22 protein-coding genes are annotated in these 17436 nt (G+C 64.9%); 10 read left to right on the plus strand and 12 right to left on the minus strand.

Features of this window, described 5'->3' with window-relative positions; genetic code table 11:
• Positions 1–96 precede the first annotated feature (96 nt).
• Positions 97–1503, minus strand: a complete 1407-nt coding sequence (locus tag CXY91_RS11680; protein WP_100961446.1) for an amidase — start codon at positions 1501–1503, stop codon at positions 97–99.
• A gap of 105 nt (positions 1504–1608) precedes the next feature.
• Here CXY91_RS11680 and CXY91_RS11685 point away from each other — a divergent pair, with 105 nt between their 5' ends.
• Positions 1609–2172 (plus strand): TetR/AcrR family transcriptional regulator, encoded by a 564-nt coding sequence (locus CXY91_RS11685; protein ID WP_091843615.1) that lies wholly within the window; start codon positions 1609–1611, stop codon positions 2170–2172.
• 67 nt (positions 2173–2239) lie between these two features.
• On the opposite strand, the gene CXY91_RS11690 is transcribed toward CXY91_RS11685, so the two are convergent.
• Positions 2240–3145, minus strand: a complete 906-nt coding sequence (locus CXY91_RS11690) for a LysR family transcriptional regulator (protein WP_100961447.1) — start codon at positions 3143–3145, stop codon at positions 2240–2242.
• Between the two features lie 155 nt (positions 3146–3300).
• On the opposite strand from CXY91_RS11690, the gene CXY91_RS11695 reads away from it, so the two are divergent.
• Genes CXY91_RS11695 through CXY91_RS11725 form a run of 7 tightly spaced genes read left to right on the plus strand, consistent with a single transcriptional unit; the run spans position 3301 to position 9878 of the window.
• Positions 3301–3879 (plus strand): VOC family protein, encoded by a 579-nt coding sequence (locus CXY91_RS11695; protein WP_100961449.1) that lies wholly within the window; start codon positions 3301–3303, stop codon positions 3877–3879.
• The gene (locus tag CXY91_RS11700; protein ID WP_100961451.1) at positions 3876–4316 is read left to right on the plus strand and encodes a nuclear transport factor 2 family protein; all 441 of its coding nucleotides are present in this window, start codon (positions 3876–3878) and stop codon (positions 4314–4316) included. Before CXY91_RS11695 ends, CXY91_RS11700 begins: the two co-directional genes overlap by 4 nt.
• A gap of 59 nt (positions 4317–4375) precedes the next feature.
• A complete protein-coding gene (locus CXY91_RS11705) occupies positions 4376–5260 on the plus strand; it encodes a fumarylacetoacetate hydrolase family protein (protein WP_100961910.1) in 885 nt (294 codons plus the stop codon).
• A 26-nt stretch (positions 5261–5286) separates the two neighbouring features.
• A complete protein-coding gene (locus CXY91_RS11710) occupies positions 5287–6948 on the plus strand; it encodes an FAD-dependent monooxygenase (protein WP_199777412.1) in 1662 nt (553 codons plus the stop codon).
• Positions 6949–6991: 43 nt separating this feature from the next.
• Complete coding sequence (locus tag CXY91_RS11715; protein ID WP_100961455.1) at positions 6992–8029, plus strand: TRAP transporter substrate-binding protein; 1038 nt, start codon at positions 6992–6994, stop codon at positions 8027–8029.
• Entirely contained in the window at positions 8026–8574 is a 549-nt protein-coding gene (locus CXY91_RS11720; RefSeq protein WP_100961457.1) for a TRAP transporter small permease, read from the plus strand. The genes CXY91_RS11715 and CXY91_RS11720 overlap by 4 nt, the downstream gene beginning before the upstream one ends.
• Positions 8571–9878, plus strand: coding sequence for a TRAP transporter large permease (locus tag CXY91_RS11725; protein WP_100961459.1), 1308 nt, complete (start codon positions 8571–8573; stop codon positions 9876–9878). The genes CXY91_RS11720 and CXY91_RS11725 overlap by 4 nt, the downstream gene beginning before the upstream one ends.
• Before the next feature lie 245 nt (positions 9879–10123).
• Here CXY91_RS11725 and CXY91_RS11730 read toward each other — a convergent pair whose 3' ends face one another.
• The 7 genes from CXY91_RS11730 to CXY91_RS11760 form a co-directional block, all read right to left on the minus strand.
• Positions 10124–10627, minus strand: coding sequence for a YciE/YciF ferroxidase family protein (locus CXY91_RS11730; RefSeq protein WP_100961461.1), 504 nt, complete (start codon positions 10625–10627; stop codon positions 10124–10126).
• Between the two features lie 90 nt (positions 10628–10717).
• A complete protein-coding gene (locus CXY91_RS11735; protein ID WP_100961463.1) occupies positions 10718–10969 on the minus strand; it encodes a hypothetical protein in 252 nt (83 codons plus the stop codon).
• A 316-nt stretch (positions 10970–11285) separates the two neighbouring features.
• Complete coding sequence (locus tag CXY91_RS11740) at positions 11286–11816, minus strand: general stress protein (RefSeq protein WP_100961465.1); 531 nt, start codon at positions 11814–11816, stop codon at positions 11286–11288.
• A 36-nt stretch (positions 11817–11852) separates the two neighbouring features.
• On the minus strand, positions 11853–12152 hold the full coding sequence (locus tag CXY91_RS11745) for a PepSY domain-containing protein (protein ID WP_100961467.1): 300 nt from the start codon (positions 12150–12152) through the stop codon (positions 11853–11855).
• Positions 12153–12407: 255 nt separating this feature from the next.
• Positions 12408–12635: a DUF6894 family protein gene (locus CXY91_RS11750; RefSeq protein ID WP_091843657.1), complete on the minus strand. Its 228-nt coding sequence runs from the start codon at positions 12633–12635 to the stop codon at positions 12408–12410.
• A 42-nt stretch (positions 12636–12677) separates the two neighbouring features.
• Complete coding sequence (locus CXY91_RS11755; protein WP_091843660.1) at positions 12678–13418, minus strand: Crp/Fnr family transcriptional regulator; 741 nt, start codon at positions 13416–13418, stop codon at positions 12678–12680.
• Between the two features lie 12 nt (positions 13419–13430).
• Positions 13431–13682, minus strand: a complete 252-nt coding sequence (locus tag CXY91_RS11760) for a SemiSWEET family sugar transporter (protein ID WP_248307471.1) — start codon at positions 13680–13682, stop codon at positions 13431–13433.
• Between CXY91_RS11760 and CXY91_RS30895 the strand changes: the two genes are divergently transcribed.
• On the plus strand, positions 13612–13761 hold the full coding sequence (locus tag CXY91_RS30895) for a hypothetical protein (RefSeq protein WP_248307478.1): 150 nt from the start codon (positions 13612–13614) through the stop codon (positions 13759–13761). The genes CXY91_RS11760 and CXY91_RS30895 overlap by 71 nt on opposite strands.
• A 271-nt stretch (positions 13762–14032) precedes the next feature.
• Here CXY91_RS30895 and CXY91_RS11765 read toward each other — a convergent pair whose 3' ends face one another.
• From CXY91_RS11765 to CXY91_RS11775, 3 genes are read right to left on the minus strand one after another with little or no spacing between them, the layout of a single operon-like run.
• Entirely contained in the window at positions 14033–15079 is a 1047-nt protein-coding gene (locus tag CXY91_RS11765) for a sensor histidine kinase (protein WP_100961471.1), read from the minus strand.
• A gap of 22 nt (positions 15080–15101) precedes the next feature.
• Positions 15102–15515 carry a response regulator gene (locus CXY91_RS11770; protein WP_091843740.1) on the minus strand — a complete coding sequence of 138 codons (414 nt, stop codon included), beginning with the start codon at positions 15513–15515 and terminating at the stop codon, positions 15102–15104.
• Between the two features lie 26 nt (positions 15516–15541).
• Positions 15542–16897 (minus strand): sensor histidine kinase, encoded by a 1356-nt coding sequence (locus tag CXY91_RS11775; RefSeq protein ID WP_158673383.1) that lies wholly within the window; start codon positions 16895–16897, stop codon positions 15542–15544.
• Positions 16898–17185: 288 nt separating this feature from the next.
• On the opposite strand from CXY91_RS11775, the gene CXY91_RS11780 reads away from it, so the two are divergent.
• On the plus strand, positions 17186–17395 hold the full coding sequence (locus CXY91_RS11780) for a cold-shock protein (protein ID WP_091843677.1): 210 nt from the start codon (positions 17186–17188) through the stop codon (positions 17393–17395).
• The last annotated feature ends 41 nt before the right edge of the window (positions 17396–17436 follow it).

A 17436-nucleotide genomic window follows, 5' to 3' on the forward strand; every position in this document is an offset into this window, starting at 1 on the left:
CTCCACCCCGCTCGCCATCGCCCACTGATCCCACGCGTCCATGATCTGACGATAGCAATGGCGGCGCCCGTCTCCGGACGCCGCCTGCCCGTTGCATCAGATATCAGGAAAGAGGTTCTTGACCGGGCTCACTCCCTCCAGGAGCGAAGCAATGTGCAGGATGGTCGCCTCCGCCTGCCAGGCTCCGACGACCTGCACGTTGATCGGCATGCCATCCCGGCTCGTCCCGAACCGCATCGCGAGTCCGGGCAGCCCGGTGACGTTGAGGGGAACGGTCGCGCCCTGAAGGTAGGTTGCGTCCACGTCATAGCCGTCGATGGTGAATCGGTCGACGCCGTGCTTGTGCGCTGGGATCGGCAGTACATGGGTGATCAGAGCATCAAAGCGCGTGAAGTAATCGGCGTAGCCGTCGCGTAACCTCTCGGCCGCCTGCTCTGCGTCGATGAAGTCGACCATCGACGTGTCGGGCAGCGACAGCATGGTCGTCGCCATCTTGTACATCTCGCCCTCGTGGCCGGCCGTCGCCTCACGGAACGCCGGCTTCATCTCCATGACGTGGAGCCGGTTGAAAACGTCGAGCGCGAAATCGCGCTCCAGTGCCGGAATGCCGACATGCTCGACATGGACGCCGAGGTCTTTCAGCGCCTCAGCCGCCGATCGGACGGTCGCGGCAACTTCGGAATCGACGGGACCGAAGCCGGGTCCGACCATCCAACCCACGCGCAGCGGGCGGGCGTTTGGCCGGGCGCCCCCCGCGTCGAACCCGCCGATGATCGTCGAGAACGCGTCCTGACCATCCGGACCCATCAGCTGCGAGAACGCCAGCGCGACGTCGCGAACCGAACGCGCCATCGGACCGACATGCCAGAAGCGGCGCGGCGCCCGAGGCCAGATTCCCGTCATCGGGACCCGCCCATGCGTCGCTTTCATGGAGGTGATGCCGGTCTGGGCGGCCGGACCGCGCACGGAGATGGCGAGGTCGGTGCCGAGGCCGAGCGGCGACATGCCCGCCGCGATGGCGGCCGACTCGCCTCCACTCGACCCGCCCGGCGTCCTGGTCAAATCCCACGGATTGTTCGAGCGGCCGGACAGGAGGTTGTCACTCTCGATCCAGTAGGAGAACTCCGGAAGATTGGTCTTCGCCAGAAGGATGCCGCCGGCCTGTTTCAGCCGGGCGACGCTGGTGGCGTCCTGCGCCGGCATCCGGCCCCGGAAGATCGGAGAACCGCGCTGCGTAAGGACCCCAGCGGTATCGATCGAGTCCTTCGCCGTGAACGGCACACCATGAAGGGGTCCCAATGCTTCGCCTGCCATGACGGCGTCCTCGGCGGCCTTGGCCGCTGCAAGCGCCCCTTCCGCGACCGTCACGATGGCGTTGATCTTCGGGTCGACAGCCTCGATGCGATCCAGGTGCGCTTTCACGATCTCCACCGGTGATAGCTCGCGATTGCGGACGAGTTCGGCGAGCCTGGTGGCGTCGAAACGGGTGATCTGCTCGGACATCTTCAAATCCTCTATCTATCAGTTGATAGAGAATCGCTACAGCTTCACAAACCGGACGTCAACCTCTATCTATCACTTGATAGAGACTCATGATGGAGATCTGCGATGGGTTCGAATGTGAGGGAGGAGGTGATGGCGGCGGCCAAGCGTGCAGCACAGTCACATGGCTATACGGGCCTCAACTTTCGGGAGCTGGCGGCCGAGGTCGGCATCAAGAGCGCGACGATCCACTACTATTTCCCGACCAAGGTCGATCTCGGCGCCGCCATCGCCAAGCGTTACTGGGAGGACTCGCAGGTCTTGCTGGATAGCCTGTGGAACGGCGGCAACGATCCCGCGCGGGCGTTGATGGAATACCCCAACACGTTCCGCGTTTCCCTGGAACAGGACAACCGCATCTGCCTGTGCAGCTTCATGTCGGCCGAGCACGACGACCTTCCCGACCCGGTCAAACGGGAGGTGTCCGCCTTTGCCGACATCAACATCGCTTGGCTGACGCGCGTTCTCTCCGCCGCGACCGACATGGACACCGCCGCTAGCGAGCGGCGCGCGCGTGCGATCTTTGCAGCTGTCGCGGGAGCCCAACTCATGGCGCGCAGCCGATCCGACATCTCCGTCTTCGACGCTTTGATCGACAGCTATCGGGAGGCGGGCCTGCTTCCAGGCTGATGTAATCACCGGCCGACCGACGACGGGACCATACCGGATGGCAGTGGGGGGGTAGCGCTGTCGACACCTATGATTCTGCAGCCAATCGCGACGTTGCGCGGCGCATTAGGTCGAGCAGGGACAGCGCGGCCGGAGTCAACGGCAGGTCGGAGCGCCGGACCAAGACAAGCGGCGGTGCGGTCAGCTCTTCCTCGACTTTGATCGTGGTCAGCGCCTTTCCGGTCATCTCGAAGCGCTCCCACTGCGCCGGGACCATGGCCAGCAGGTCGCTGTTGGCGAGGCAGGTCAGCAATGTCAGCGCCGACTGGCTGCGCACCGCCAAGCGCGGGGGCGGCAGGCCATGGCGGGCGAAGAAGGCGTTGATCTCGTCGCCGGCATCGGCGGTGATCGAGGTCGTCACCCAGTCCTCGCCGACAAGTTCGCGCAGCGAGGTCGCAGCCGCCAACGGGTGCCCGGCGCGGCAGAGCACGATGCGGCGGTTGTGGAACAGCACCTCCCGGCTGAGCTGCGGCACCGGTTGCGCGCCGCCGTCGGGGCCGATGTAGAAATCGACCGAGCCGTCGCGCAGCCGCTCCTCGAGCGTCGGATAGAAACCCTCGATGATGTGCAGCCTGATGTCGGGATAACGAGCGCGGAACGGCCGCAGGCTCGGCGGCAGCAAAGCGAGATGCGCCGCGATCGACAGCCCGACCGTCACCGTGCCGGTGCCGGCACCCCTCAGTTGCTCGACCTCTTCGCGCGTGCGCCGGATCTCGGTCAGGATCGACCTGGCGCGGGCGACAAAGGCATCGCCGAGCGGCGTCGCCACCACGCCCCGCGCCCGACGTTCGAACAGCGGCGCGCCGAGCTCGCGCTCCAGCAGAGCCAGGCTGCGGGTCAGCGCCGGCTGGGCGATCTGCAGATGCCGCGCCGCGGCCCGCATGCTGCCGCGCTCGGCGATCGCCACCACCTCCTCGAAGTGATCGAGCTTCATTGCTGCGGCCTCCCGACGCCATTCATCGATACCGATTTGCTATCGCTCCTGCAATTTTTCCATCTGTTCAGGTATCTGTGCCGACGTTAGCCATTCCTCACGAACAAGCAGCGGCCGCCCCGGAGAACGGGAGATGGCCCTTTCGGGAGGACGGCATGGAGATCATCAAGCCCGCATTCCATCACGTCACCTTCAAGACGAGCCGGCTCGCCGAGATGGTGGCGTGGTATGGCACGGTCGTCGGGGCACGGCCGACCTTCCAGGACACCAGCAACGCCTGGACGACCAATGACGAGGCCAATCACCGTGTCGCTTTCCTCTCGGCGCCGGGCCTCGGCGACGATCCCGACAAGCGCAACCATAACGGCATCCATCACAGCGCCTTCGAATACGAGAGCTTCGCCGACCTGATGTCGTCCTATGCCCGCCTGCGCGACGAAGGCATCGAGCCCGCCTTCAGCCTCGACCACGGCATGACGATCTCGATCTACTACAAGGACCCCGAGGGCAATTTCGTCGAGCTGCAATGCGACAGCTATGGCGACTGGCGGCTGTCGAGCGAATGGATGCGCTCCTCACCGGATTTCGCCGCCAACCCGATCGGCACCTTCTTCGATCCGGAGCGAGTCTATCAGGCGCACAAGGCCGGCCAGGGCTTCGACGAGCTGCATGTCGCGATGCGCCGCGGCGACTACCAGCCCGCCGGCACGCCCGATCTCGGACTGCCGGCGTGAGCAGCGCCGTGCGCATCGTTGCTGGTCTTTCGCCGCAGGACCGCCTCGCGATCGAGCAATTGATCCAGCGCCATGCCTGGCTGATCGACCATGGCGAGGCAGACAAGGTCGGCGAGCTCTTCGCGGAGGAGGGAGCGCTCTACGGGATCGGCCCCGACAAGGTCGGCCGCAAGGCCATCGCCGAATGGGGCCGCCAGCGTGCTGCCATGGCCGAGCGCCGCTCGCGCCATCTCCAGAGCAACATCCTGATCGAGCCCCTCGCTGCGGATGCGGCCCGCGGCTGGGTCCCGCTGACGCTCTACCGCCATGACGGGCCGGGCGAGGGCTCGGCCACCCCGCTGCTCATCGCCGAATACGCGGATCGCTATGTCAAGGGGCCGGACGGCACCTGGCTCTTCACCGAACGGCGGCTGACCGTCCTGTTCGGCGCCGCCTGACGAACCCGACATGCATTGCCTCGCCGCCCTGGTTGGAGGCAACCGAGAAGGAGGACACCATGCGTCTCGCCACCATCCTGAGCGGCGGCAAGCCTGCTCTCGCCGCCTATCGCGGCGCCGATCTGATCGATCTCGGCAAGGCCGGTCCGGGCTTGCCGGGTGACATCCTCGCCTTCATCGCCGGTGGCGATGCGGCCCGTGCGGCGATCGCCCGGGCACTTGAAAGCGCGCCTGCCACGGCGGTGCTCGATCCTGAGCGCACGACCTTCCTGCCGGTGGTGCCGCGCCCCGGGAAGATCATCTGCGTGGGGCTGAACTATGCCGACCATTCGGCCGAGAGCGGCTTCAAGCAGCCGGATTATCCGACATTGTTCGGCCGCTTCGCCACCAGCCTGATCGGCCACAAGGCGCCCCTGATCCGCCCGAGCCTGTCCGACCAGCTCGACTATGAGGGCGAGATTGCGGCAGTGATCGGCCGGCGCGGCAAGCATGTGCCGAAGGCGAATGCGCTCGACCATGTCGCCGGCTATGCCGTCTTCAATGAGGGCTCGGTGCGCGACTATCAGTTCAAGGCGCCGCAATGGACCGTCGGCAAGAACTTCGACGGCACCGGCGCCTTCGGTCCGGCCCTGGTCACGGCCGACGAGCTGCCGCCCGGCGCACGCGGTCTCAGGCTTACGACCAGGCTGAACGGTGAGACCGTGCAGAGCGCGAGCACCGACGACATGGTCTTCGACGTCGCCAGCCTGATCTCGATCATCAGCGAGGCAATCACGCTGGAGCCCGGCGACGTCATCGTCACCGGCACGCCCGCCGGCGTCGGGGTCGCGCGCAAGCCGCAGCTCTTCATGAAGCCCGGCGATGTCTGCGAGGTCGAGGTCGAGGGCATCGGCCTGCTCGTCAACCCGATCGCGCAGGAAGCGGCCGAACGGGCCGCGGCCTGACCGCGGATCAAGGGGAGCTGAGAACAGTGAGTCGGACCGGCAAGGACATAGAGGTACTGATCGCCGGCGCCGGGCCAGTCGGCCTCGCGGCTGCGATCGAGCTCGGTCAGCGCGGCATCCGCTGCCTCGTGGTCGAGCGCAACGACCGCGTCGGCTATTCGCCGCGCGCCAAGACCACCAATGTCCGCAGCCGCGAGCACCTGCGTCGCTGGGGCATCGCCGACGCCTTGCGCGCGGCCTCGCCGATCCCGCCGGACTATCCCTCCAACGTCGTCTTCGCGACGCGGATGAACGGTCCCGAGCTCGCCCGCTTCGGCAATGCGCTGAACGGCAGCCGCGCCCGCAACGACCTCTATTCGGAAGAGGCGCAATGGGTGCCGCAATATGTGCTGGAGGAAGTGCTGCGCCAGCATGCGGCCTCGCTGCCCGGGGTCGAGATCCGCTTCAACACCGAGCTGACTTCCTTTGTCGATGATGGCCGCGACGTGGTTTCGCGTCTGAAGGATGTGACCAGCGGCGCGGAGCGTGAGGTCGCGAGCGCCTATCTGATCGGCGCAGACGGCGCGCGCAGCTCGGTGCGCGAGGCGATCGGCGCCCGGATGGAGGGCGAAGGCGCCTTCTCGAAGAACTACAACATCATCTTCCGCGCGCCGGAGCTGGCATCGCGCCACGCCCACGGGCCGGCGATCATGTACTGGATGGTCAACGAGGAGGTACCCTCGCTGCTCGGCCCGATGGACAGCGAGGGCCTGTGGTTCTTCATGGCAACCAAGCTGGCCAACGACGTCGACCCGGCCAGCGTCGATCCGGTCGAGCTCATTCGCCGTGGCACCGGCCTCTCCGACCTCGCCATCGAGATCGTCGGCCGCGATCCCTGGGTCGCGCATCGCCTCGTCGCCGACCGCTACGAGAAGGGCCGGGTCTTCCTCGCCGGCGATGCCTGCCATCTGCATCCGCCCTTCGGCGGCTTCGGCATGAACATGGGCATCGGCGACGCCGTCGATCTCGGCTGGAAGCTGGCGGCGGTCCTGCAGGGCTGGGGCGGAAGCGAGCTGCTCGCGAGCTATGCGGCGGAGCGGCGCAGGGTGCATGAGCGCACCATCGCCGAGGCGGTGATCAACTACGGCGCCGTCGGCAACCAGCTCGTCCGTCAGGGGCTGGAGGAGCCGGGACCGCTCGGCGATGCCACAAGGCGCGAGGTCGGCGAGCTCATCGAGGCGACCAAGCTGCGGGAGTTCCGCACGCTCGGCATTGTGCTCGGCACGCGCTACGAGGATTCCCCGATCATCGTGCCCGATGGCAGCGCGCCGCCTGTCGAGCATTTCATGCTCTATGTGCCCTCAGCCCATCCGGGGTGCCTGGCGCCGCATCTCTGGCTCGCGGACGGCTCCTCGCTCTACGACCATTTCGGCCAGGGCTTCACCTTGCTCGCCACGGCTGGCGATGGCGCAGACGCGACGCCGCTGATCGCCACGGCAGCCCGTCTCGGCGTGCCGCTGAAGCTGCTGCTGCCCGGCGATAAGCGCCTGCCCGCTCGCTATGGCGCCCGCTTCGCCCTGATCCGGCCGGACCAGCATGTCGCCTGGCGCGGCGATGCGCTCCCGGCCGACTGCGAGGCGCTGCTTTCCATCGTCACCGGCCGGATGAAGTTGGACGCCTCAATCGGGATAGCCGCTACGGCAGCCTAGGGACGACGCACAAGAAACAAGACCAACGAATGGGGAGGATAAGATGAAACGGGGAGTGATCGGAGCCTTGCTCGGCGCGGTGCTGGCGGTCTCGCTGGCCACCGGAGCCATCGCGCAGACGGTCGAGCTCAAGGTCTCGCATTACCTGCCGCCGAACCACCAGATGCACAAGCAGCTGGAAGCCTGGAGCGCCGAGCTGGCGGAGCGCTCCAATGGCCGGCTCAAGCTCGCCATCTTCCCGGCCGCGCAGATGGGGCCGATGCCGCGGCAATACGACCTCGCCCGCACCGGCGTCGCCGACATCGCCTTCTTCCTGCACGGCGCCCTCCCCGGCCGCTTCCCGCTGACCGAGATCTCGCACCTGCCCTACGCCTTCAATCGCGGCGAAGGGGCAAGTGCAAAGGCGCTCAGCACGGCCGAGGCCTCGGGCATCCTGACCGAGCTCTCGGGCAAGCTCGCCGCCGAGCACGAGGGCACGAAGCCGCTCTATTTCATCGCGACGCCGACGCTCAGCCTGTTCTTCAACCGCCCGGCGGTGAGGAGCCCGGCCGGAATGCGCGGGCTGCGCATGCGCCATAACGGGCCGATCGCCTCGGCGATGCTCGAAGCCTGGGGCGCGACGCCTGCCGCCATCCCGCCGGCGGAGCTGGCGGACTCGCTCTCCAAGGGCACGATCGCCGGCATGTTCTTCAATTACGAGGCGGCGAAATCCTTCCAGATGGCCGAGAGCGTGAAATCCGTGACGCAGCTCGATGCCGCGGCCGGCACCTTCGCGCTGGTGATGAACGCCGAGAAGTACAAGTCCCTGCCCGAGGACCTGCGCAAGCTGATCGACGACACGACGGGTCCGGCCGCCGCTCGCAAGGTCGGCGCGATCTATGACCAGGCCGAGGCGGAAGGCCGTGCCTATCTGCGCGCCGCCAATGCCGAGATCCCCGAGCTCAGTGGCGCCGAGCGGGCCGCCTTCGAGGAGCTGGCCAAGCCGATCACCGCGAGCTTCATCGCAAGGGTCGAGGCCAAGGGCATCAAGGCGAAGCCGTTCTATGACGAGCTGCGCGCCGCTGTGGGTGCCGCCAAATGAGCCCCGGCAAGCTCCGCCGCCTCGACCCGGTGCGGCTGCTGACGATCGCCGGAGCACTGGCGCTCGCCGTCATGGTGCTCTGGACGATGATCGACATCGGCGCCCGGCTCGCCTTCAACAAGCCGCTGCACGGCACGCTAGATCTGGTCGAGGTCACCCTTGTACTGGTCGCCTTCCTCGCCCTGCCGGAATGCTTCCGCCGCGACGAGCAGATCAAGGTCGACCTGTTCGACACCATGGTGCGCCGGCGCACGCTGGCGGCGATGCGGCTCGCCGGCGAGATCGCGACGCTTGCGTTCCTCGTCCTGCTGGCGGTGACCTTGATCCAGCCGCTCGCCGACGCCTATCGCTTCGGCGACCAGAAGCCGGATCTGCCGGTGCCGATCTTCGTGTTGCTGCTGGCGATCGAGCTGGCGCTGGTCGTCTCGGTCTTCGTCGTGCTCGGCCGCGCGGTCGGACAGGTCCGCGCCTTCCCGCGCGCTGCGGCTGGCACTGCTGATCCCCATCCCCCGGCCCTGCACAGCAGCAATGGAGCCGCCTCATGAGCGCGACCTCCATCGGCCTGATCGGCATGGCGACGCTGGTCGGCATGATCCTGGCGCGCATCCCGGTCGGCGTCGCGCTCGGGCTGACCGGCTTCGTCGGCTATGCCGCAATCGACGGTTTCGCCAAGGCCCGCCTCGTCTTCGGCGCGGTGCCGCTCGAGCTTTCCTCCGCCTATGCGCTCTCGGTGCTGCCGCTGTTCACGCTGATGGGGGCGCTGGCGACGATGGCCGGGCTCTCCGGGGACCTGTTCCGGGCAAGCAATGCGATCTTCGCCGGCATGCGCGGCTCGCTCGCCATGGCCGCGGTCGGCGCCTCCGCCGCCTTCGGCGCGGTCTGCGGCTCGTCGCTGGCGACGGCGGCGACGATGAGCCGGATCTCGATCCCGCAAATGCTGAAAGCCGGCTATTCGCCGGCGCTCGCTGCCGGCGTGGTGGCGGCCGGCGGCACGCTCGGCATCCTGATCCCGCCCTCGCTGATCCTGATGATCTACGGCATCATCGCCCAGCTCTCGATCATCAAGCTCTTCGCCGCCGCGCTGATCCCCGGCCTCGTCCTGACCGGGCTCTATCTGCTGACGGTCTGGCTCTGGGTGCGCATTCGCCCAGAGACGGCGCCGAAGCTGCCGAACGAAAGCAAGGCGCAGGCGTTCCGGCTCGTCCTGAGTATCTGGGACGTGGCGGCGCTCTTTCTCGTCACCTTCGGCGGCATCTATCTCGGCTGGTTCAGCCCGACGGAAGCTGCCGCCGTCGGCGCCTTCGGCGCGCTATTGCTCGGCCTGCTGCGCAGGGGGTTCGCCCACGGCGACGTCACGACTGCCTTCACCGAGACGACGCGGATCACCGCCAATCTCGTGCTGATCGTGCTGGGCTCGACGATCTTCTCCTATTTCGTCGTGCAGACCGGCATGGCCCAATCCGTAGTGAAGTCGATCGCGGCACTGGGCCTGTCGCCGCTCGCGGTGATGCTGCTGCTGATCGGCTTCTACGTCTTCCTCGGCTGCTTTCTCGAAGGCATCGGCATGGTGCTGGTCACGGTGCCGGTCCTGCTGCCGCTGGTCATATCGACCGGATATGATCCGATCTGGTTCGGGGTGCTGCTCGTCATTGTCGTCGAGATCGGGCTGATCCACCCGCCGGTCGGGATGAACCTCTTCGTCATCCGTACCCAGGCGCCGGAGATCAGCTTGGGGGCGATGTATCGTGGCGTGCTGCCGTTCCTGGTCGCGCCCTTTCTGCTGATCGCGATGCTGCTGGCCTGGCCGGAGCTGGCGCTCTGGCTGCCGCGGTCGATCTCGCTGAACTGACCGCTTGTTGCCACTTGGTGTCCGGTGCGAAACGCGCCGATACCGTTGACGAAGTCGGTGTTGCTGGGGTGTGACGTCCTGATCCAGTCGCTTCTGGATGGAGGGCGGGTCGTCTTGCTCGTCAGCGCCCGATCCTCTCGGGAGTTGCGGCCTCCGACACACCCGGGGCGGTTCAACACGATGCCTCCAGCGGATCATGAGAAGAGTGCCGGAAGCGAGAGAACCCCGCTCCCGGCTTGCAAGCATCACGCCGCCTGCCGGTTGATCACGCTCGTTGCGAGCTTGGTCAGCTTTGCATCCGTGGCAGATTCTTCATCGAGATTCTGCTTGAGAAGAGCCGCGCAATCCTCGCGGCCGAGCAGCTTGGCCCAGGCAACCAATGTGCCGTACCGGGTTATTTCGTAGTGCTCGACCGCCTGGGCGGCAGCGATCAGCGCCGCATCGAGCACCTGCTTGTCGTCGACATCGGAGGCGATGTCGCTCGCTTCCGACAGAATTCCATCGATCGCCGGACAGGTGACGGCTTTCTCCTCGGCGCCATGCTGTTTGAAGACCTGCTTCAACCGGGCGATGTGCCCGTCGGTCTGCTGAAGATGCGCTTGAAAGCCTTGCTGCAGCTCCGGGCTCGTCGCCTTCTCGATCATGTCGGGAAGCGACTTTTTGATCTGGTGCTCGGCGTAGTAGATATCCTGGAGCGTATGGACGAACAGATCATCCATGGTCTTGATATCTTTGGTGAACCATCCCATCGGGGAGCCTCCTCGCGCGGTGACCCCCAGCCGTAGATTCCAGAAACGAGAGCGAGACTGCCAGGTTCCCGACAAACGCAAGGGCAGTCCCTATGCAGCGACGGAAAGCACGCGGCCGTGCACCGCCAGGTGCCTGTCACTGCGGTTCATGACTACCAAAACGATGGACGCGCCATCCTCGCATTCGAGCACCAGTCGGTGGCAGAACTGGCTGTCGTCGCACTCTCTTGTGTCGAAGAGCAGGTAGCCGGCCCGGCGATCGTCATAGTCGCCTGCGAACTGGTACAGAACATCGATCCTGCGCTTGTCGCGCAGGTTAAGCCGGCCTTTGCCCGTAAGCATGGCATCGCTCCGCTTGGGGGCGTCAAAATGCGCCGCACGCGGTCATTTCCAGAAGCGGTTTGGAGACAACGGCAGGGTTAGTAGGTGCCTTTCCAAGCCGCTTGTCGATGTCAAATGACAGGATGCTGCCGGCGTTTCTGAACGGCCGCTCTCGTCTCCCGGTCCAGATTCGTCGCCTTCGGCGCGCTTTGCCGACGTTGGCGCGGCTGATCAATCACCGGCAGCAAACGAGTCGCGCGGCGTCAGGATCCTGGTCGTTCAGACGAAAAATGCCCCGCCGGCGCGACCCGGCGGGGCAGGTTCAACCAAGGCGAACTCAGATGAGCGGGCGGTACGGCTCGCCGCGATCGTCGAACCGCGACCAGCCCTCCTTCCTGTAGTCCGCCAGCCGTGCGTCGCGATCGATCGGAGCCGCACCATCCATGATGGCTTCCGCCGCCGGCGCCTTGTCCTCATCGGCCTTCACCGAAACGACGCTGCCGCCACGCCGCACCGTTTCGGCGTAGTAGTTGGCGCTCGCCTCGTCCTCGCCGGCGCTCGTGAAGGCGCCGATGATTCCGCCGGTCACGCCGCCCGCCGCCGCTCCAGCTGCGGTGGACGCAAGCCAGCCCGCCGCGACAACCGGGCCAATCCCGGGGATGGCGAGCAGGCCGAGCCCGGCGAGCAGGCCCGCCGCGCCGCCGAGAGCCGCACCGATGCCGGCGCCTTCCCCGGCATTGCTGTCGTCGGTGCTCGTATGGCGGCCGATCAGGCTGATGTCCGTCGCGGGAAACCCGGCAGCCTCGAGATCGTCGACCACCCGGCGCGCAGCATCGTAGGTGTCATAGGAACGGGTGATGGTACGCATGAGAATTCTCCTCGTCTTGAGATGGAGGGGCGGCGATCAGTTGCGGGTGATGTTGCCGCGATAGTCGACCGACACGGTGACCTGTGCGCCGGAATGCGTCGCGGTGCCCTTCCAGACGCCGTTGTCGTCCTTCTTGAGGCTGCTGACATTGGAATAGCCGTTGGCCTCGAGGCGGCTCTTGGCCTGCCCCTCGGTGAAGCTGTTGGCGCCCGGCAGCGGCGCGTTCGCATCAGCTGGAGCGTTCGGCGAAGGCGTTGGAGCCGTGGTCGACGTTTGCGCGATGGCCGCCGTCGACATCAAGGCGCAGAAAAGGGACGTGAGAACCACGTTTCGCATCGAAATCTCCTTATGTGGCAGATAGTTAGCCAAGTGCTATAGATAACGGCAGCAGCGAGGAGAAGTTCCGCATCGGCGTCCAGAACGTGTCTGGTTTGGATGCCTTTTGGATGCGGCAGTTTGCTGCAGCGATCGAGCAGGAGCGGGACGCGCTATAGCATCCGACCGAAAGGCGGAATCCACTTTTCGGAAAAATCCGATGCGATCACAGAGTGATAGATCATCGTGATCGTGTCGATTCGGACGCGCGATGATCTAATGGCCGTCGAGATTCAGTGTGACCGTATAGATGTCAGCACCGGCGTCATCCTTGACGACGACCGCCAATTCCATGTGGTCGCCATTGGGAAGCTTTTCGAGATTGAGTCCGGCAAGGAGCTCCTTTGCAGCGTCCTTGGCGGCTTTTTCATTGGGCAGCTCCGTGCCCTCGTCGTCCAATTCGACGTTCTCGCCATCGCGCGTGTGGAAGAAGTACCGTGGCATGACAGTCCAATTCCGCTCGCCGTCCGGTGTTCCGGCACAAACTCACTTTCTGGGGTGGGTTTCACGCAGATGCAGATAGTCGGGATCGAATTCAGCCAGTCTGCACAGACCTGCCCAATCAAGGATCGTCAGCCTGTTAGCCCGTAGGCGTACCAGCCCGGCCTGCCTGATCTCGCGCAGCTTCTTGTTCATGTGAACGGTGGAGAGTCCGAGGGCGTCGGCTATTTCTGGCTGTGTGAGAGGCAGCTCGCAGGTCTTGCCGTCGGAAAGGCCGATCGCCGTCATCTTGGTGATGAATTCGCAGAAGAGGTGGGCGATGCGGCTCGGCGCGGAGCGTCGGCCGATCCCCACCATCCATTCGCGATAGATCGCGGCCTCAACGAGCGTCTCGCGCCAGAATGCCTCAGCGATCCGGTAATAGGAGCGGGTCAGGGAGCGAACAGCCTCGTGGGGAATGAGGCCAACGGTCGCGGGCGTGAGCGTTCCGAGATTGTGATCCATCACCTCGATGAGAAGCGAGTGGATATCGGGGATGTCGCCCGGAAGGTGCAAGGACAGAATCTGGCGCTGCCCGTCGCCCACGATCTTGTAACGGCAAACCAGCCCCTCGGCGACGAGGCAGCATTGCTTCGTACGCTCACCCTCGCTGACAATGTCGAGCCCGCTCTCGAACTGCTTGAGGGTCAGCGGCAGCCGGAGCAGTTGGTCTCGCTCCTCGGACTGCAAGGGCGAACTCGTCTCGAGCTTGCGAACGAGCCCGTGAAGATAAAGGTCCTTGTCCATCAGCCCTCGATCTTACGCATCAGGGTCCACGGTATCAGCCATTGCGTCCTTCTCGGCCTGCGGCAGCAACGTCATCAGAAGAATGAAGGATGCAAGCAGCAGACAGACGCTGTTCGTCACGATCAAGGGCCATTCGCCGAGTCCAACTCCGTAGACGGTCCAGAGCGCGAAACCCGCCACGGTGAAGCTGTACATGGCAGGCGAGATCGCACTGGTGTCGCGAGATCTGACGATGCGCCAGGCTTGCGGCACGAAGCTGACCATCGAGCAAAGCGCGGCAATGGCGCCGGCGGCTGTTATCCAGTTCATCGGTATGGCCTGCATGCTGGGCGAGCGCAACTGAAGAAGGGCTGAGGCGCACTCGCAGAGTCCGATGCCGGCGATGGCAATAAAGTGTTCACCAACATCGCCGGCATTTTCATCAAATCCCCCAGAACGCGGAACGATCCATCGAACGCGGAATTTCCCCGCTGCAAGTCCGGAGCCTTCTGATGCAGTGCAGTGTCCCCCTTGAGTTTTGGATCTACTTGGCTTTGGCGCTCAATCTGGCGTTGGCGCTGGCGATCAATCTCTAGTTCAATGGCGATCGCCGGGCATGAGTCATCCATGCGTCGTCAACATCCCAGCTTTTCATCGAATGTGATGGACGCCAGCGTACCGACAGGCTGGCTGTGATATTCCAAGCTCGCGCCTAGACTTTTCGACATCGCAGCGATGATCTTGCCGCCGAGCCCGCTGCCCTTTGCCGTCCCGTCACCAGTCCAGCCGATCCCATCGTCCGCGACACTGAGCATGATCTGATTGGACGGCGTCCGCGAAACGCTGACGCGAACCTCGCCTTCTCCAACCGGATAGGCGTATTTCAGGGCATTGGTGACGAGCTCCGTCGCAATCATGCCGACGGAAACGGCGCGATCGGTCTTGATTGAGACAGGTTCGGCATCGAGCTTGACGATCGGCGTCTTGCCCGAAGCCGTGATCGAGTTGCCCAATTCGCCGACGAGCGTTTCGAGATAGGCTGCAAGATCGACCTGCTGGACATCCGTGGAGGTGTAGAGGCTGCGGTGCAGGTTCGCGATGGCCGTGATGCGCGCCTGCGTCTCCGCCAGCGCGGCCTTCGCGCCTGTGTCCTTGACCGCGCCAGCCTGCATCCGGACCAGCGAACCGACGAGCGCCAGGCTGTTGGCGACGCGGTGGTTGACCTCCGCCAGCAGCATCTCGGCACGATCCTTGGCCTGGCGGACCTGCTGCTCGGCCTCTTCCTTCGCTCGCATCAACCGAGCACGTTCTACGGCCTGCTCGAGCGCGGCCACCAGCAGCACCTCAAAGTCATCGCCGATAGCCTTCACGACATAGTCGACAGCACCAGCCTTGAGTGCCTGGACCGCGATGGAAAGCTCGGTAGAGGCTGTGACGTAGACGACCGGAGGCGCGTGCTCGCGCGCTCGCAAATCCTCCAGGACGGCGAGGCCCGACGTCGTGCCGAGGTCGTGATCGAGAATGACCACGTCGATACCGCCCTCGGCCAGGCGAGCGAGCCCGGCTTCAGCCGTCGTAACATGCTCGACCTCGTAGCCCCGGCGTCCAAGGATGCGTTGGACGAGGCGCCCGAGAGCGGCGTCATCGTCGATATAAAGCGCCTTGATGATGCGATGGGACATTACCGCGTCGTCGCCGATTGCATCATTCGGTTTCCGGGACCTGCATCACCGAGAAGAACAAGCCCAACTGCTTGATGGCATTGGCGAAGCCTTCATAGTCGACCGGCTTGGTAATATAGACGTTGGCGCCCAGATCGTAGCAGCGCTGGATCTCGCGGCTGTCGTCGGTGGTGGTCAGGACGATGACGGGCGAGCGCCGCGTATGCTGGTTCGCCTTGACCTTTTCCAGGATATCGACGCCGGCCATGTCGGGCAGGTTCAGGTCGAGCAGGATGAGCAGCTGCCGGCGGGAGCTGGCTTCGCCCGTACCGTCCGCGCCGAAGAGGAAGGCGAGAGCGTCCGTGCCGTTCTGGAACGGGATGATCTCGTTGTTGACACCCGCTCGGCGGATGTTCTTCTCGATGAGACGGGCATGACCTTCGTCATCCTCGATCATCACAATCGAGACCGGTTTCGCATTGCTCACGTGATGGCACTCCGCTGAACCGCGCTGAGATCAGGCGGCAACAAGATCGAGAAGGTCGTGCCAGCGTCCAGTTCGGACCTGACGGTGATGTCGCCGCCGAGATTGCGCACGATCGTCCGGACATGCGCCAGGCCGATGCCTTCGCCCGGCTTGTCCTGCGCACCCGATCGACGAAAGAGCTCGAAAATGCGCTCGTGGTCCGTTGACGCGATGCCGCGGCCATTGTCTTCGATGTCGATGACAACCCAGCCGGACTTCTCCCGCTTCGCGCGCATCACCACCTTGAGCTCGCGATTGGGCGATCGATACTTGATCGCGTTGTCCAAAAGGTTCCCCAACACCTGCTCCATCGACAGGCGGTCGCTGCGGATCTTGAGCGGCGGACAGTCGACAGTGATGCCACCTCCGTTCTCGTTCGCCTGATGGTGTACCGCCGCCGCCGCTGCGTCGAGCGCTGATTGAAGATCGATCGCTTCGGCGCGCAGGACGCGCTTGCCCTCGCGCGAGATCTTCAGGATGGCGTTGATCAGCCCATCCATCTTGCGCGTCGACGAACGTATGAAACCGATCGCTTCCGGCAGGTCCACGTCGACCGCCGTGCGGGCCTCGTCCAGCACCGCTGGGGTAGCTGCTTCGCCGGCATCGAAATAGGCCTTGATCGGTGCAGCTGTCGCTTCGAGCTCGCTCGTGAAGCCCATGATGTTCACGAGCGGTGCCCGCAGGTCATGGGTCACGATATAGGCGAAGCGCTGGATTTCCTCGTTGGCTCGGGTGAGCGCTTCGGTGCGCTGTTGCACGCGCGCTTCCAGCCCGATGTTGAGGGCGGCGACCTCGGTTCTGGCCAGGATGATCTCGCGCGTATATCGCGCGATCGTCCAGAAGGCCGCCGCCGCGAAGAGGAGGATGACGAGCGCACCGAGCACGATGGTCCAGCGCAACCGCGCCGATGCGGATTCCTGGTCGGCGATCGCCTGTCGAAGCCGCTGCTCGGATTGCGCGATGATCTTGCCGAGCCCGGCACGAGCCTCGTCCATGAAGTTGCGACCCGAGCCCTGGCGAAGCGCAGCGATTGCATCGTCCCAGCCGCCGCGCTGCGCCAAGGCGATGGTTTCCGCCAACTCCGCCAGCTTGCCACGCAATGCGCTTTCCAGGCGCGCGACCTCGGCCTGAGTTAGCTCGGCCGCGCCAGCGGAGGCCTTCACCCGCTGCAGCGTCGACTCGAACTTGGCCACGGCATCGGTGTAAGGGCCGAGATAGGCTGCGTCTCGCGACAGCAGGTAGCCGCGCTGCCCCGTCTCCGCATCCTGCGCGAGAGAGAGAAGATCGGCCGTCGCGCTGCGGGTCTCGCGCACGGCGACCACCTCGTCGAACTGGCGTTCCGAAGCCCGTGTCAGCCAGAAGGCCGCGATGACGATGACCAACAGCGCAATCGCCCCTCCGGCGAGCAACAGGAGGTTCGATCTGAGGAATTGCGTGGGCGATATGGGCATCAGCTGACTCTAGGGGCCGGCCTCCATGGCTGGAGCCCTAGAGCGATGCAATAGCAAATGACAGGGTTCTGAAAATTTAAAGCGCTCTCCGGACAGTTGCCCTCCAGCGCGACGGCAGCCATGCTCGCGTTCCCAACAAGGAGGCAGGGAATGGCGACCGGCACGGTGAAATGGTTCAACACCACGAAAGGCTTCGGCTTCATTCAGCCGGACGGCGGCGGTCAGGACGTGTTCGTCCATATCAGCGCGGTGCAGCGCGCAGGGCTGCGGGAGCTGCACGACGGACAGAAGATTTCCTACGAGGTCGTTGCGGACAAGCGGTCCGGCAAGTCGTCAGCGGAAAATCTCAAGGCCGAGTAGGCCGTCTCCGCAACGCAAACTCGCCACCAGCCCGCTGGCCG

This window comes from Allobosea sp. FBZP-16, assembly GCF_002831785.1.
In the GTDB taxonomy this organism is placed as follows: Bacteria; Pseudomonadota; Alphaproteobacteria; order Rhizobiales; family Beijerinckiaceae; genus Allobosea; species Allobosea lupini.